This window comes from Neorhodopirellula pilleata (genome assembly GCF_007859915.1).
Lineage (GTDB): Bacteria > Planctomycetota > Planctomycetia > Pirellulales > Pirellulaceae > Rhodopirellula > Rhodopirellula pilleata.
The window spans coordinates 1,425,647-1,441,205 of the sequence record NZ_SJPM01000001.1 but is presented as its reverse complement, the minus strand read 5'-3'; the positions used below and the strand labels follow the sequence as shown (position 1 = coordinate 1,441,205).

12 protein-coding genes are annotated in these 15,559 nt (G+C 56.9%); 6 read left to right on the top strand and 6 right to left on the bottom strand.

Going from position 1 to position 15,559, the window contains the following annotated elements; all coding sequences use genetic code 11:
* Positions 1-3: 3 nt before the first annotated feature.
* Positions 4-1,389: a serine/threonine protein kinase gene (locus Pla100_RS04655; protein WP_146576414.1), complete on the bottom strand. Its 1,386-nt coding sequence runs from the start codon at positions 1,387-1,389 to the stop codon at positions 4-6.
* 45 nt (positions 1,390-1,434) lie between these two features.
* The gene (locus Pla100_RS04650) at positions 1,435-2,361 is read right to left on the bottom strand and encodes a hypothetical protein (RefSeq protein WP_146576413.1); all 927 of its coding nucleotides are present in this window, start codon (positions 2,359-2,361) and stop codon (positions 1,435-1,437) included.
* Positions 2,362-2,738: 377 nt separating this feature from the next.
* Between Pla100_RS04650 and Pla100_RS04645 the strand changes: the two genes are divergently transcribed.
* Together Pla100_RS04645 and Pla100_RS04640 are read left to right on the top strand one after the other, a co-directional pair.
* Positions 2,739-4,562 carry a cation:proton antiporter domain-containing protein gene (locus tag Pla100_RS04645; protein WP_146576412.1) on the top strand — a complete coding sequence of 608 codons (1,824 nt, stop codon included), beginning with the start codon at positions 2,739-2,741 and terminating at the stop codon, positions 4,560-4,562.
* A gap of 154 nt (positions 4,563-4,716) precedes the next feature.
* A complete protein-coding gene (locus Pla100_RS04640) occupies positions 4,717-6,672 on the top strand; it encodes a flagellin N-terminal helical domain-containing protein (RefSeq protein ID WP_146576411.1) in 1,956 nt (651 codons plus the stop codon).
* 8 nt (positions 6,673-6,680) lie between these two features.
* Here Pla100_RS04640 and Pla100_RS04635 read toward each other — a convergent pair whose 3' ends face one another.
* Positions 6,681-7,553, bottom strand: a complete 873-nt coding sequence (locus tag Pla100_RS04635) for a UDP-2,3-diacylglucosamine diphosphatase (protein ID WP_231602702.1) — start codon at positions 7,551-7,553, stop codon at positions 6,681-6,683.
* Between the two features lie 153 nt (positions 7,554-7,706).
* Entirely contained in the window at positions 7,707-8,414 is a 708-nt protein-coding gene (locus tag Pla100_RS04630; protein WP_146576409.1) for a hypothetical protein, read from the bottom strand.
* Positions 8,415-8,697: 283 nt separating this feature from the next.
* Here Pla100_RS04630 and Pla100_RS04625 point away from each other — a divergent pair, with 283 nt between their 5' ends.
* The gene (locus tag Pla100_RS04625) at positions 8,698-9,552 is read left to right on the top strand and encodes an FHA domain-containing protein (protein ID WP_146576408.1); all 855 of its coding nucleotides are present in this window, start codon (positions 8,698-8,700) and stop codon (positions 9,550-9,552) included.
* 1 nt (position 9,553) lies between these two features.
* Here the strand turns inward: Pla100_RS04625 and Pla100_RS04620 are convergent, their stop codons facing one another.
* A complete protein-coding gene (locus Pla100_RS04620) occupies positions 9,554-10,354 on the bottom strand; it encodes a hypothetical protein (RefSeq protein ID WP_146576407.1) in 801 nt (266 codons plus the stop codon).
* Positions 10,335-11,042, bottom strand: a complete 708-nt coding sequence (locus Pla100_RS04615; RefSeq protein ID WP_146576406.1) for a PTS sugar transporter subunit IIA — start codon at positions 11,040-11,042, stop codon at positions 10,335-10,337. Before Pla100_RS04615 ends, Pla100_RS04620 begins: the two co-directional genes overlap by 20 nt.
* 102 nt (positions 11,043-11,144) lie before the next feature.
* Between Pla100_RS04615 and Pla100_RS04610 the strand changes: the two genes are divergently transcribed.
* The 3 genes from Pla100_RS04610 to Pla100_RS04590 all read left to right on the top strand — a co-directional run bounded on the left by Pla100_RS04610 (position 11,145) and on the right by Pla100_RS04590 (position 15,559).
* Positions 11,145-12,920 (top strand): hypothetical protein, encoded by a 1,776-nt coding sequence (locus Pla100_RS04610; RefSeq protein WP_231602701.1) that lies wholly within the window; start codon positions 11,145-11,147, stop codon positions 12,918-12,920.
* A 150-nt stretch (positions 12,921-13,070) separates the two neighbouring features.
* Positions 13,071-14,075: a hypothetical protein gene (locus Pla100_RS30335; protein ID WP_197167688.1), complete on the top strand. Its 1,005-nt coding sequence runs from the start codon at positions 13,071-13,073 to the stop codon at positions 14,073-14,075.
* Between the two features lie 197 nt (positions 14,076-14,272).
* Complete coding sequence (locus Pla100_RS04590; protein ID WP_231602700.1) at positions 14,273-15,559, top strand: outer membrane protein assembly factor BamB family protein; 1,287 nt, start codon at positions 14,273-14,275, stop codon at positions 15,557-15,559.

Genomic DNA, 15,559 nt, shown 5'->3' with positions numbered 1-15,559 from the left:
GCATCAAGGATCCTCGGTGATTTGTTCGCGGCACCATGCCGCTCGTGCTCCGAAAGCGAGCATCATTGTTTGCAGGGTAAACGAGGACGAAATCATCAAGAACACCATCACTTGAGCGAACGCCTGTCCGGAATAGATTTGTAGCGGCGACTGGTTACTAAAAAATTGGCTCCATTGCATGGCCGCCCAAACGGCCGATAGTGCCGCGAACCCCGCGAGGCGACGAAACCCGATTGCGCGACGGACCATCCGCGTGCCGCAGTAGATGCCACCGAGATGCAGGGGCAATGCGACGGCAGTTAAGAATGTCGCGAGTTCTCGGATTCCGTTAGTCACACCCTGAGAATCGGGAAACCGCCAAGCGATCGCGGCGGCTCCGATCGCCGCCCACGCGAACGTGGTGACATTCAAGGCGATCACTCCCCATCCCAGCCTTGGTTCCCAATCGCCGTAGCGAATCTCAAAATCGAGCCGTTCCCACCAAGTTTCGTGACGTGCCTTGATCGGGCGATTCTCTAGAAAGCCCGATAAATCGTCGGCAAGCTGTTTCGCGGATTCATACCGTCGATCGGGGTCCTTGCGAAGACATTTCAGGCAGATCGTCTCGAGTCCTTCGCTGAGATCGGATCGATAATCCCGGGGTGTCGTGACGCGGCGGGTGTGCAACATCATGACCGCGTCAGGAACCGAGGTCGGCTGATGTGGTGTCGTTCCGGTCAATAACTCATACAACACGACGCCGAGGGAATAGATGTCCGATGCCGCCGAGATGCGACGCTTGCCGAATCTGGCCTGCTCTGGCGACATGTATTTCGGCGTTCCGGCTAGAAAGCTGGTTGTACACATCGAACGATCCAGGTCACCACATAAACCAAAGTCCAACAACAACGGAGTCCAACGATCCGTCTCCGATTGACGCGTCATCAGAATGTTTGGCGGCTTAACGTCGCGATGGACCACTCCGTTGACATGACCGTGATGCAGCGATACGGCCAGGTCGCGGATCAATTCGGCAACCAAGTCTTCGGACAACGGCAGTGCTTGATTTTGAAACCAGCGTCCCAAATGCTCACCGTCGATTAGCGGCATGACATAGAAGTGAAACGAGTCGATCTCGCCACAATCAAAGACGGGCACGATCCCCGGGTGGTTGAGGGTCGCGGCGGCGCGAGCTTCCTTCTTGAAACGTTCTAATCCGGCCGCATCGTTGACCACTTCGGGACGAGCGATTTTAAGAGCGACCTCTCGACCCAATGCGGTGTCGACGGCCCGAAAGACGATCCCATACCCGCCTCGACCGATTTCACCGACAAGCTCGTACCGGCCCAAAGTGACCGGGTTCAATTCCGACGGCAACGCACCTTCGGCGGACACGGGCGTGTCCGCCATGATGGATTTCGTTGTGGGAGAGCTGCTCTTTGGCAAGACAAGCAATCACGTTTTTTGGCTGATCGTTTGGCGTCGACGAACGATCCATGTGGTCGCCGCACTCATTGCTGCGAGAGCCGCCGAACCGCGAAACGTCCAACCGAACGTACCAACGGTCGGACGTTGTGGTGGTTGAGTGGAAACCCAAGTATCTTGATTGGGCAAGCGGCCGCCTAGTTTGCGACGATGGACCAAAAGATTTCCATCGACCATTGCTTGACTTTTCTTGACATCGACAAACGCCGCAGCGGGCCGGTTGGACCGAACCATCCCCGTCGCCTCAACAGTCTTATCAGTGTAGTCGCCCGCCGCCGCGTCGAGGTTGGGGTGTTGACCGTAGAGCGAGTGATCGAACTCCTCTACCTCGTGAACCTCCCCGTCGTGAATGTGCACGGTCGGAAAAAATAAGGTATCGGGCAGACGGGTCTGGAACTCAAACGCCATCGGATGGGCTTCTCCTCGGAGTTCTTTTAGCTGAAACACTGCGAAGCTGTAATCTTGGTACTCCGGGATCGCAGCCCAAGTTTTCTCAGGGATCACGAACCGCGGATCGAGGCGTTCGAACTGGTCGATCGAAGGGACAAAAGAGGCGTCAAAGCTTCCCACAGAGTGGACCTCAATGTTGGCCATCGGCAAGGGTATGGATTCAACCGATAACGAATCCTCGGCTGGTGATTCGAGCCGAGGAAACCCTCGATCCAAGTCGGCGAAGAGATCCTCGTACCCCGAAAGGTCCACAAATCGAATCGCACTTTCGGGGTCGTTCTGACGAACTTGGGACGACATGCGAACCGGCAGCGGTAAGATCATCGCGTTCGGTTCGGCCGAGTCGTATCGCATCTGGTACGCGATCCACTGTGTTCCACGGTCGGTCAAGCGAGCAAAGATTCGAGTCGAATCGACCGAACGCACGGGGCCGGCAAAACAACACATCGGTAACTCCTACCATTTGCGAACGAGGATGCAGAGTCCCCCTATCGTAGGGAATGAGGGCAATGCAGGCAACTTTTGAAGTCCGCGCCTCCTGCCAACGGGCAGTTGATTCAATCGTAACTGATGCGTCACGGGCTGTTGATTTAGTCCTCATCGAAACCCGAAGCGTGAGCGAGGGATACATACAAAGGACTTTATGGCGATGAATCCCTCGCTCACGCTTCGGGTTACGATTAAATCAACACGCCCGTCAGCGAGGGATAACTGATATTGACTCATCTGGGGGTGGACGTCGCGATCGGTTAGACTAACGTGCCGTCTTGCTCGCGGTGGAAATTGATTTTCGTTTAACCTTCCCGTTTGCATTGCCGCCGCCCATGAACCTGTTCGCTGAAACTTCGGTTGAGGAAGCGGTTGCGATCGCTTCGGGCACACTCGAAACACTGTCTGAGTCCATCTCCGCGAATTCTGGGCACCTGGTGCCGGTCGATTCGATTCACATCGCAACGACGGTGGGTTTGTTGTTGGCGGCGAGTCTTTTTGCGGGTCTGGCCAGCGAAATGTTGCGGCTACCCAAAGTGACGGCGTATTTGATCGCGGGCATGTTGCTCGGACAGAGCGCGTTCGACGTGATTCCACACGATCACTATCGGTTTCTCGAACCGCTGACCAAGCTCGCGATGGCGTTGGTGCTGTTCTATTTGGGGACGCTGTTTCCGTTTGATCAAATTCGCCGAATCGCACGACGGGCGATTCCGCTGTCGATCGGCGAATTGACCGTCACGGCCACACTCGTCACGGTAGGTACTTATCTATGTGGAATGACTCTGGCGCAGTCGGCCCTATTAGGAACGCTGGCCTTGGCGACGGCTCCAGCGACGACGATGTTCGTCTTGCGAGAAACCAACGCGGAGGGCCCCGTCACTAGCCTGACGGGCACGTTGGTGACGCTCAATAATTTAGTCGCGGTGATCGTATTTGAATTGGTTTGGTTGGGCATCGAATTGGCCACAGCGACGGGTGGGTCCGGCGGCGATAGTCTGTCGATTTCTGCGACACTGTTTCGCTTGGTCCAATCCCTCGGCGGTGCGTTTGTCCTTGGATTGGTCGGTGGTTTGGTGATGAGCTACGCGTGTGAGATCATGCACACGCGTCGATGGTTGGTGCTTTTGGTGGGGATGGCGGCGCTGTTGCTAGGGCTCAGCGAGCAATGGCAATTGCCCTACATGTTGGTGTTCCTCGTCGTGGGTGTGGTGGTGGTGAACTCATCCAGCGGCACTCAAAAGATTACTGCACAATTGGATTCGATCGGCGGATTGCTCACGGTGATGTTCTTTTCCGTTCACGGATCGGAACTGAATGTCGCGTTACTGATGGATGTGGGATTGGTGGGAACGGCCTACGTTGTCTTGCGCAGCGTAGGAAAAGTGCTCGGCATTTGGGTCGTCGCGTCGCGGACAGAAGCTTCGCCGGAAATACGCACGTGGTTGGGGCCGGCAATGTTGGCGCAAGCGGGTGTGGCGATTTCGCTCAGCGCCACGGCAACATCTCGCAACGCTGAGATCGTAGGCCAAGTCCAGACGATCATCTTGGGCACCGTCGTGGTGTTTGAAATTTTGGGACCATTGTTGACCCGCGCTGCCGTTCTTCGCAGCGGCGAAATGCCGATCGCGAACTCGATTCACCATACTTTCGGTACACCGCTCAGCGCGCTGCAAAATGTGTTCACGCGTCTGGCCGGATCGGCCGGTTTGCTCGACAAGAAAGTGGCGTTATCCGAGCGGATGCGCGTCGAGCAGGTGATGCGGCGGACCGTTGAGGGAATCGCCGAGAGTGCGGACTTTAACGAAGTCGTTCATTTTGTCGAACATTCTCACGACAATACCTATCCTGTCATCGACGACGATCGCTGCGTCGTGGGGTTGATCCGGTTCGATTTGCTCAATCAAGCGTTCTTTGACCCGCATTCGGACCAGTTGATTTGTGCGGGCGATTTGGCCACGCCTCCTGAAGTCCTGCTGCATCCGTCTCAACCCGTTCGCGATGCCGTGCAGCTATTTCGCCGCACGAGTGACGATTGTGTTCCGGTGGTTACCGACGAGGCACCCCATCGTCTGGTCGCGACGGTGCGTCGTAGCGACTTGACGAGCCTATTGATTCGTGATCGAAAAGCGGGCTTGGGCAGTACGGATACGAAATGACTTGAGTTGAAACGACGATTGTGCCGAAAGAAGTGAAAGCGGGGTTCCGGTTGAACAGCCTGAGAGGGTCCGCTCCCGCCAATCCCACGCTCGAAACCAGCATTTCTCCACCCAGGCGTGCTTTCAGCGTTCAACGTTTCGACGAACTAGGCCGATGCCGCTTCTTCCCATCTCCACGAATCGCACCAGTGCGCCGTTGAATAATCAGCGGTTGTTGTTTCAGCTCAACAACGACCAGCTGGCGATTCAGCGGCAGTACGATCAGCTCAGTACCGGCAGGAAGGTACTGCGGCTCAGCGACGATCCGGCTGCGGCGGCCCGGGCCTTGGGATTGCAACGCGGGATCGCTCACAGCGAACAACTCGTCCGTAATGCGAATCTGACCGCAGGTTTTTATCAGTCCACCGACGTGGCCCTCAACCGGGTCGACGCGGCGCTCATCACGGCCCGAGGTGTGGCGGTCGAGGCAGCCCAAAGCGTTCTATCGGAAGATGAACTGGAGGCTCTGGCGATCACAATCCGCCAAAACATGGATTCGATCGTTGCCGCGGGAAACTCGATGTTCATCGACCATCAATTGCTCGGCGGAGTACTGCAACCAAGCGAAGCGTTGACCCATGCAGACGGAACCGTTCGATTTGACGGAACCGACGCGGTCGGGCAAACCAAGGTCGGCAGTGGCACGAACTCACGCTTCACCGTGACCGGTGCGGACGCCATCGGGGTCGCGTCGGTCTTTCATACAGGATCTTCGCTGAAGGCGGCACTGAACGAAGACACGCGATTGGTCGATTTGCGACAGGGCGCCGGTGTCCGAGGCGGCGTGATCAGTTTGTCCGACGGCGATGAACGCGTGGAGCTTGATCTTCGCAACACCGCGAGCATCGGTGACGTCGTGGATGTTTTGCGAGGTGTGACGCTCGGAGGCCGCGCCTTGGGCGTCCGTTTGGATAACGATTCGATCACGATTCAGTACGCCGACACTTTGCCGGGAACGCTCGCGATCGCGGACCTGCAAGGCAGTTCGATGGCCAAGGATTTGAACATTTCCAATCCGCAGGGGTTTCGTGCACCGCCGATCATTGGCGACCGGCTGTCCCCGCGGGTGACGCTCGCCACACCACTCGACGAGCTGGACGATGGCAACGGCTTGGACCTCTCCGCGGGTATTGTGATCGATCAGGGCGACGAGCGATTCACCATCGACTTAAGCGAAGCCGAAACGATCGGCGACGTGTTGATTTCGATCAACCGCAGCGGCGCGGGAGTCAAGGCGGAATTAGATGAGGCCGCCGGCCGAATCAAACTGCGTGGTTTGATTTCGGGGGTGGACTATAGTGTCGGCGAGAACGGTGGCGATGCAGCGGCACAGCTAGGCATCCGGACCGCAGATGAAAACACGTTGCTCGACGACTTGAACCGTGATCGCGGCATCTTTTTGAACTCGAGCGGCCCCGACCTGGTGATCACTCGCCCCGACGGGGTCGTGTTGGATCTCGAACTGAGCGGGGCCGAAACGATCCAAGATGTGATCGATTTGGTGGCCAATCATCCGCTCAATCGGGATACGCGTCGCGTGCGTCTGACCCTCAATGATGTCGGAAATGGATTGGAACTGACATCTCCGGTCGGACTGAGCCCCATCCGCGTGACACAGCCCGGTGCCAGCGACGTTGGCACGCAACTCGGACTCATCCCGCTCGGCGAAACCGAATCGACGAGCACCGTCGTCGGTGGTTCGGCCATCTTGACCGGCGTTGACTATCGCCCCCGGGATGCGGGGGGCGCGATCGATACGTTGCTGCGTCTGGAAAAAGCCGTCCGTGCCAACGACATTTCCGAGATCGGACGCTTGCAAGCCAAATTGGATAAGGACCTCGACACGAGCAGCCGGACCCGTGGACGCGTCGGCGTGTGGAGCGCCAACTTGCAAGATCTCAAATCGGCTGTCCAAGACGAATCGGTCTTGATGCAATCCCAACTCAGTGACGAGTTGGATGCCGACTTGGCGACCGTGATCAGCGAATTGCAGGCGCGACAAGCTGCCTTAGAAGCCTCGATGCGGTTCGTCGGACAAACCGCGAGTTTAAGTTTGCTCGATTATCTGTAAGCAGACATTCAACCGACAAGCTGACCGGCCGAAATCTCGCTCGAATCGGCCGACCAATCATTGGGCCCATGGCCGAAGTCACCGGCGCGATGATGCTGCGGTAGCTCGAGTGTCCGTGTCTTGCCGTAGATCGAATCTAAACTGATTCGGCCATCGTGGTGCTCGACCAATCCTGTACAGTTCTCGACCCAATCACCTGTGTTGCAATAAAGCAGGTGAGGCCGGTGAATCATGTTGGGCGTATGAACATGGCCGCAGATGACCCCTTCGCAACCTTCCGCTCTTGCGTGCTGCATCAAGTTGGGTTCGAACCCGCTGCAGAATCGGATCGCACGTTTGACTTGCGACTTCAACCACGCGCAGGCACCGTAAGGATTTCGGTGACGTCGACCGACGCAATGATTCACCAATCGATTGCAACTTAAGATCACGTCATACGCGATCGAAGTGATTTTAGAGACCCACTGGGCTTGCGTTTCAACGACGTCGAACAAATCGCCGTGGGTGACCAACAGTCGCCAACCTCGGACGGTCTCGAAAACGAATTGGTCGGCAATCTCGACATCCGCGAACTTGCCGGCGAACTTCTCCATGATCAAATTGTGACCATCGATGTCTCGCAAGAACGCGTCATGGTTTCCAGGCGTGTAAAAGACCTTGGTCCCCTTGGCCATCAGGTCCTCGAAGTAATCCATCACTTCATCGCATAAAGGAGTCCAATGCCACCCGTGAGCTGTCCGCCATCCATCGATGAAATCACCGACAAGATAAACTTGTTCGGGTTGATAGGATTTCAAGAAATCCAAGCACTGGGCCGTTTGGGTGTGCTTGGATCCGAGATGCACGTCGCTCAATAGCAGCGTTCGAACAGGTCGAGCCACCGGATGATTCATAGAAATCGCTCGTCAAATACGTTGCACCGTCGTGAGAGCACGCGATGCGCGAAACCGGGATCATGAACTTGGGTTGTCACCTGACAGACTAGCCAAAACCGTCTCGAAGGGAACCACTCAAATGAGGACTTCGAGATGGTTTCACGCTCGTTTCTGACGTGAATTTTGCTTCAACTTACGAAGAATACGACCTAAATTCAGTGTCGCAACTAAATAGGATTCCGCCTCCTCCGAGACGTTTTCCGGAAAAATAACACGGGGGGATCCCTGTCCACCCTTCATTCCGAGGGCCGCTGTGAGCTTCGACCAGAATGAACGATCATTCTCTACGACTCTTCGATGAGATGCTTCGCGATCGATCCGCCGACTCGCCGAATGAAACAAATAAAATTGAATCGGCATCGCGTGCTGCACAGCCTCGGCCATTTGTGACTGCCATTTGGGATGGGACAAGTCTTGTCCTTCATCATCCAGTTCGAGTCGTCCGAGCCAATGAACAAGCTTGAGCAACTGAGTCGATTGTTGAGAGCCGGCGATGCTCTTGGACTGTTGCCACTTCTCTTCAAATTCTTGTTCGGTGAGTCGCTTACCCGATTTTCCGACGATCGGAGAAAGAATGTAGCGATGATCCTGCAAGAGAGAAGAACTCGGCCCCACCTTCGGGGACATCGGATCTTGGCGCAGTTCAAATAGCGTCCGCGACTGGCTCATCGGCTGTTGGCGGACTTCCGGCGAGATTCCACACAACAGTAACGCGACAACTTCAATCAATTCCTCCGTCACCGGCGGCATTCGCAAACCGTCAATCGGCGGCAGATAGAGGGGCGATTCCGATTCGCGAGATGCCATATTCGATTGTCACTCACATCGAGGTGCTGTCCAAATTTGGATAACAACTTCACAGGAGCGAGGATGGTTCGCTAGAGCAAAACAGCGGATTACATCATCTCTTCATCAAGTCGCAACGGAATACGTCGGATGACCCCATAACGGCCACATCTTCATCAAAATCCAACGAAAACTGAATCATCTGGATGTCGAGAAACAGTCGCCCAGTTGGTTATCGTATGTCGGCGAGCCGATGGAGCAATTCAACAGCGGCCACAGCAACTCCTCTCGATGAAGTGATCTTTTGATTAGCTACGAACTGATTTATCGAAACGGTAAGCAGCGTGGTGAAACGGTGTCGGTGGGTGACAAGCGACTCGTCATCGGACGCAGTGCAGACTGCGATCTGGTGCTTCAAACGCCCGACGTGAGCCGTAAGCACTGCATGATCGTCCGCAATTCCGAAGGCATTTACATTCGCGACTTGGGTAGTCGAAACGGCACCAAGGTCAACGGGGTCGATATCGCTAACGAAAAGGCGGTCAAACTCAAACATCGGGACAAGCTGCAGGTAGGGAAATGGAAGTTTCGGATGATCGAACATTCCGGCTCGAGCCTTTTGCAGCCGAGCCAATCTGCCGAAAGCTTAGGTGGAACGAACTCAGCGGGCACGAGCGTTTCGCCCGTCTCAGGTCTCGATTCGGTTGGTCGGTCCGAAGCAAACTCCGGCTTCAATGATGACAGCCCGTTGCAAGGTGACCTGCTTGATGAACTCGACGCGATCGCCGCGTCGTTGCATATCAACATCGAGGATAGCCCACTCACACGTACGGCCATGACCGTTCGCGACGTCGACGCCGCGCTTTTAAAGGAAGCGGCCGAGGCTGCGATAGCCGTTGACAAGAATTCCGCCGCTGCACCGACCGAAGCGAAATCAGGCCAGGACAATTTGTCGTCCGAGTTGAAACTCCCCAAGGAAGATCCGGCAGGCGAGAGGGCCGATTTCGAGCATGCCGCCGCCGAGCACGCCGCAGAAGAGCAACTCGAAGACGGAGCGAAGCGGGAACCTGCCAAATTGCCAAGCCACTTGCGTCCCAAAGGGCCGATCGATTCTCAAGATGCCGCCGAACAAGCCCTTCGCCGGATGTTCGGCTCTTGAATTATCGCGGCGATTCGAGTGCTTCGATCAAGCATTCCAAACGCCCTGGTTTTTCAATGATCTCGTCAATGCCGTTTTCTTTAGCGACCCTTCGCTGCGCTGACGTGGCGATGCCGGTTGCCCATAGATGACGTAGGTGACCTGACGCACCGAGACGACGTCGCCATTGGTCGCCGGTCGCCGGCGTCGCGACCGAGTCGTCCCATAGTATCGTCGCCTCGCCACGTGAGGTCTGTGGGCTTAGCTTTCGCTGCCAAGTTGTCCAGCGTGGTTGCGGTGTATCGAACATGCAGATCGAATCCATGTAGGCTTCGGCGATCGAGTAATGCGATGCGATGATCACGACCGGAAACACTGGCGGATGATTCGTTCTGAAAGACTGCTCGCGACGGCGGCGGCATGATTCAAGATAGACGAGTGCTTCGTCGCTCGAGATGGATTCGATCCATTCACTCGAGAGAAAAGAATCGGTCGGCGGCAATGCCACCGTTGGTGCGACCAATGGTCCCCGGATTAACAAAAACGATGCGCCGGAGTGTTGCCGTCGCAGTTCAGTGATGCGATTGCCTGCGGTCGGCATGGTAGCCACGTCGAAACGATTCGTTGAAAGGATCAACACTCGGTCGACCGCAGACCGGGGCGGCGAGTGCACCGCGTCTTGGATGCTCGAGCGGACGGCAATCATGTCGACATGATCTTGGCACCATTTCCATACCGATAGGGTTTCCGGGTGATCGGTCGCTCCGATCCACAACACGGATGATTCTCGTTGAGGTGGCTGTTCAGAAGGATTGGTTTTCATCAATCGCCTGTTCCGCTTCGTTCAATATCGCCCAGGCATCTCCGGGCGAATCGCTTGCCCGTAGACCGGCGAGGAAATCTTCGTTGGCCACGAGCCGACTGAGTTTTGCAAGGATACGCAGGTGGCTCGTGTCGTCATAAGAGCAGATTAAAAAGAAGATGTCCGTCAATTGGCCACGATCGGCGAACGGCAAACCGGCTTGGCAAATGCCCAAGGCCAACACCGAATCGGCCAAGATGGAAGTTTGAGGACGACGCGGGTGCAATAGCGCGACGCCGTTATCCAGCGCCGTCGGATGCAGTTTCTCACGTTCGGCCACGGCTTCGGCCATCGCCGGGGCGTCCCACAGCATCCCGGTTTGCGACGCCAGCGAAGCCATGTTGCGGATCACGCTGCCTCGGGTGCGAGCCGAAAGCGGGATGGCGATCGTATCGACGGTACACAGTTCGGCCAGCGGACGCGGCTGCGTGTCGCTTTGCCGGTGCAATACCGCGCGGACTTCATCGAGCTCTTGGGCATCGCTCAATCCGATCCGCTCTTCGAGCCAATGATGGATCTCGGCTTCGTTGAACCGCCATTGACCGCCAACTTTGCGGCCCGGCAAGGTTCCCCGGTCGACCATTTTTTTGATCTGCTCGGGCGTTACGTGCAGGTACGTCGCCAACTGGGAAATGTCGAGATCTTCCATGGGATTGGGTCGGTCGAGGATTTAAAGGTTGGGTTTGTCTTGACGGAAGTTTGGGAAAATCAGTAAATCGATTCAAGTTACGATGCCGATCGTCCGACGTCGATGCGTCTGCAAGTCGACGATGCGGCGATCATCGGTCCCTTTTCCCGAGCCGGAGCGAATTGCTTGCCAACCAGATCGAAAGATCGAACTTCCCAACGTCGGCGGGCCACCGGTCTGCCGATCGGTCGGGGAAGCCGGTCAATCGCAGCGTTCGCCTTCGGGATCGTCGGGTTTTTTTATTGGATTCCGACGCCCCAACCGACATGGGGACAATCCGGTTATGGTACCGCCCCGCAAACGAACTTATCCCCGATCGGTCCGACGAATCAGGGGGCGCCGTTCAATTCAGGCGGTTTTTCGAATCCGGCATCCGGATTTCCCTCGGCATCCCCATTTCCCTCGACAGCCCCGTCCGGCTTGGCCCCGTCCGGCTTGGCTCAGACGACGAATCCGTCCTTCGATCCCTACGCCGTCCAGCCCGGCGGTTCGATGTTCGGCGGAGCGTCCATCAATCCATTGGCGCCATCGCCTTATGCTTCGGGGCCGACCACGTTCGCTCCCTCCGGATCCAATTTCGGATCACCGGGAACCGCTTCCTTGGGCTCGCCGGTAGGCGGGAACCCGTCGTATCCTAACGGGAGCCTTTTGGGAGGGCTGTTTTCGGGCAACTGGTTTCGCGGCAATTCCAACCCGACCGGTGTGTACCAAGGTGCAGGTTATCCGACCGGGGCGTTGGTCCCCTTCGGCACGCCGTCCGCCTCGGCATCTACCTATTCGGCACCATCAATCTACGGTTCCGCGCCTCCCCAGGGAGGGTTTTTCGGGGCTCCTGTGGGAAACGCGACGTACGGCAGTCCGTATGCCGGCGACGCGTTCGGCGGCGGCGTTGGCGATCCGTTTCCCGCTTCGGCTTACCCTTCGGGATCTCCCACGTCGCTGTTCCCCGGCGGGATCAGCGGCGCGGGTGGTTTCGGCAGCGGCGGGGCCCTCTTTCCAGGCGGCCTTTTCCCGAGCGGGGGCATTGGCGGCTACCAATTATTGCACGGGCCGCGGTTACGACACACTTACATCAGCGGCGGGGACGGGGACGATGAAGTCGGGCTGAACCAAACCGACGCATCGATCGGGTTTGCGTTCGGAAACTTTTTTTACAGCAATCGCCCGCTGTACGTCGTCCCCTCTTTTTCGCTCTATCTATTCGACGGGCCGGTCACGACGGCCGGTAGTCCTGCGGACTTGCCCGGAAACGCCTATGCCGGCTTCATCGATTTCGGTTGGCAGACCGATCCGAATCAAATCATCGGCGGGGAACTCGGCGTTCGTGTCGGTGCTTACACGGATTTCGACACCTTCAACGATGACAGTATCCGCGTGATGGGCAAAGGCTTGGTGTCGTTTCGTTTGACGCCTGCTTCGACGCTCAAAGCCGGTGTCTATTACCTGGATCGTCAGAGCATCAAGCTACTGCCGGCCGGCGGCCTGCTTTGGCAGCCTGACCCCTACACTCGATTCGACATTTTCTTCCCCGAGCCCAAGTTTGCAAAGTATTGGCGAACCATCGGCACGCAAGACGTTTGGTGGTATTTGGCGGGCGAATACGGTGGGGATTCTTGGACGGTGACGCGGGCGAGCAATCTCGAAGAACGAGTCGACATCAATCAAATCGGCGTGACTTTCGGGTTCGAATGGGGCCGCAGCGACTTGATCCGCACCGGCCAGCGGCGTGCATTCTTGGAAGCAGGGGTCGTGTTCGACCGCGAACTTAATTATGAAGTCTCCCCCCACGACCGCGACCTCAACGAAGCCTTCATGTTCCGAGGCGGTTGGGGATACTAAGAGCCTTTCCGAAAAGGTGAGGCACGAGCGATACGGTTTACGAAGTTGCTCGAAAATACTGAAAGTCTCCACGATCGACGCTACTTTGGGCTTGGATTGGGTTTGAACCCCTAACTGACCCACTCTTTTCGCATGTTGAGGCTTTTCACAATGAACAAATTATCCTTCCTGTTGACGTGTTTGATCGGCGTCGCGACGGGGATCCAGGCCGACTCCACTTTCGCCCAGCGGCCACAACGCGGTGACGACGGAGCCCAATCGGCGCCCGAAGGTCGTGGTGGTGATCGCGGGTTTGGCGGCCGAGGCGGTTTCGGCGGCGGTCCCGGTGGCCCAGGCGGACCCGGTGGCCCTGGCGGCATGCGGGGTGGTCCGGGCGGTGCCGGCGGTGCGCCTGAATTGGCGCTGCTCCGCTCCGCCGAAGTTCGCGAAGAACTCGAAATCATGCCTGACCAAGAAGAGGCGTTGCAAAAACTAGCTAAACGCGGCGAAGAACGGCCTCGCGGTCCCGCCGAAGGATTTGATTTCCGCAACGCTAGCGAAGATGAACGGGCCGAGATGTTCAAAAAAATGCAGGCGATGCGTGAAGAAGCCTCCAAAGAACAGAAAGTGATGCTCAAAGAAGTTTTGTTCCCAGAACAAATGGAGCGTCTCGAACAACTGATGCTCCAAATGAGAGGCATCATGGCCTTGGGTGAACCTGAAGTTCAAGAACGCATCGGGCTGACGACGACTCAGGTCGAAAAGCTAAAGCAAATTCGCAGCGAGCAAGAAACGAAAATGCGTGATTCGATGCGCGAAATTTGGCAATCGGGCGATCGCGAAGGCATCCGCGACAAGATGACGGAAATGCGTAAAGAAGTCGAAGCGAAGGTACTCGACCAACTCGACCCCAAGCAAAAAGAAAAATTCGAAGAGATGAAGGGCAAGCCCTTCGACTTCAGCTCGATCCGTCCGCCCGAAGGACGTGGCGGTCCCGAAGGTCGTGGCGGTCCCGAAGGTCGTGGCGGACCCGAAGGTCGTGGTGGTCCCGAAGGTCGCGGCGGATTCGGGGGGCGTGGGGGCCCAGAAGGGCGTGGAGGCCCAGAAGGACGTGGCGGACCTGAAGACGGCGGTCGCGGACGTCGCCCAGGCGGATCGCCCGAACGAGGCGAGTAGCTTACGGTATCGCATCCCATCATGAATTTTTTGGCTAAACGCACGTAGCAGCGTCTCTCCGAGACGTTGAATATTGCGAGCCTCGGAGAGGCTCGCCTACGTGCTTTGCTGATTGACTTATGCGGTGGTGCTTATAGTTCCCGTCAGTTCAGACAGACGGGGTACGAGCCGCTCGAATCCCTTTTTTCAATCAACCCATGCCCATGCTCATTCGCCCTTTCATTCCTAAGTATTTGCTCTTCGTTGTCACGCTCCTGACCGTTGTCGTTGTTGAAGCAACGGCATTTTCCGAGAACTGGGGACATTGGCGTGGCGCGGGTGGTAATGGCGTTGCCGTGGATGCCAACCCTCCGGTCAGCTTCAGCAGCACCGAGAACATCGCTTGGAAAACCCCCATCGAGGGCTCTGGATCGGGATCGCCGGTGATTTGGCAAGACGTCGTTTTTGTGACGTCGGCGATCGAGCAACGTGACAACCCGAACGGATCGCATCGTTTCGTTTTGTATTGCATCGATCGCAAGACGGGCAAGATCGTGTGGCAACGCGTGGCTGCCGAAGGGACACCCCATGAGGGAACTCATGAAACCAATACCTACGCATCCGCATCACCGTGTACCGACGGTGTTCGTGTTTATGCCTCATTCGGGTCGCGCGGTCTGTACGCCTACACGTTCGACGGTGAACTGGTTTGGAAGCGTAACTTCGGCAACATGCAAATGCGTAACGGGTTCGGTGAAGGAAGTTCGCCAACGATTTCGGGCAACCGATTGATCGTTCCCTGGGACCACGAAGGTCCCTCGCAGCTATATTCGCTCGATACCGCCACGGGCGAAATCGTTTGGCAGGTCGCCCGTGACGAGGTTTCCAACTGGGGAACGCCGCTGATCATCGAGCACGACGGCAAGAAGCAAATCATCACCACCGGTGAGAATCTGGTCCGATCTTACGACTTTGACTCCGGTGCACTCCTTTGGTACGTAGGAGGTCAAACTCAACGCCCCGCAGCTTCACCCGTTGCCGGCGACGGCTTGGTGTTTGTCGGCAGCGGTTTTCGAGGTTCGTTCCTCGGAGCATTTCGTCCCGACGGTCGCGGCGACATTGAGGACACCTCTCACGTCGTTTGGACCCGCGACCGCGATACCCCTGATATCGGCTCGCCGCTCTTATCGAATAGCCGTTTGTACTTCTACAAAGGCAAGACGGGGTTGTTGACCTGCGTTGACGCTGCCACCGGCGAGCCGCATTATGTTACCGCTCGCATCGACGGGTTAGGGTCCATTTATGCGTCTCCCGTCGCGGCCGGAGGATACGTCTACCTGACCGATCGTTCAGGTACGATCGTCGTGATACGTGAGAGCAACGAGCTTGAAATCGTTTCCACCAATTCCATGAACGAAACGGTCGACGCGACTCCTGCGCCGGTGGACAACCAATTGTTTGTCCGAGGCGCCCGTCATTTGTTCTGCGTGGAAGCCCGACAGTAG

Excerpts from the sequence above, each read along its gene's own strand:
- Pla100_RS04640 (WP_146576411.1), top strand. The coding sequence starts at position 4,717 with ATGCCGCTTCTTCCCATCTCCACGAATCGCACCAGTGCGCCGTTGAAT.
- Pla100_RS04615 (WP_146576406.1), bottom strand. The coding sequence starts at position 11,042 with ATGGAAGATCTCGACATTTCCCAGTTGGCGACGTACCTGCACGTAACG.
- Pla100_RS04610 (WP_231602701.1), top strand. The coding sequence starts at position 11,145 with ATGCGTCTGCAAGTCGACGATGCGGCGATCATCGGTCCCTTTTCCCGA.
- Pla100_RS04590 (WP_231602700.1), top strand. The coding sequence starts at position 14,273 with ATGCCCATGCTCATTCGCCCTTTCATTCCTAAGTATTTGCTCTTCGTT.
- Pla100_RS04630 (WP_146576409.1), bottom strand. The coding sequence starts at position 8,414 with ATGGCATCTCGCGAATCGGAATCGCCCCTCTATCTGCCGCCGATTGAC.
- Pla100_RS04620 (WP_146576407.1), bottom strand. The coding sequence starts at position 10,354 with ATGAAAACCAATCCTTCTGAACAGCCACCTCAACGAGAATCATCCGTG.
- Pla100_RS04650 (WP_146576413.1), bottom strand. The coding sequence starts at position 2,361 with ATGTGTTGTTTTGCCGGCCCCGTGCGTTCGGTCGATTCGACTCGAATC.
- Pla100_RS30335 (WP_197167688.1), top strand. The coding sequence starts at position 13,071 with ATGAACAAATTATCCTTCCTGTTGACGTGTTTGATCGGCGTCGCGACG.
- Pla100_RS04655 (WP_146576414.1), bottom strand. The coding sequence starts at position 1,389 with ATGGCGGACACGCCCGTGTCCGCCGAAGGTGCGTTGCCGTCGGAATTG.
- Pla100_RS04645 (WP_146576412.1), top strand. The coding sequence starts at position 2,739 with ATGAACCTGTTCGCTGAAACTTCGGTTGAGGAAGCGGTTGCGATCGCT.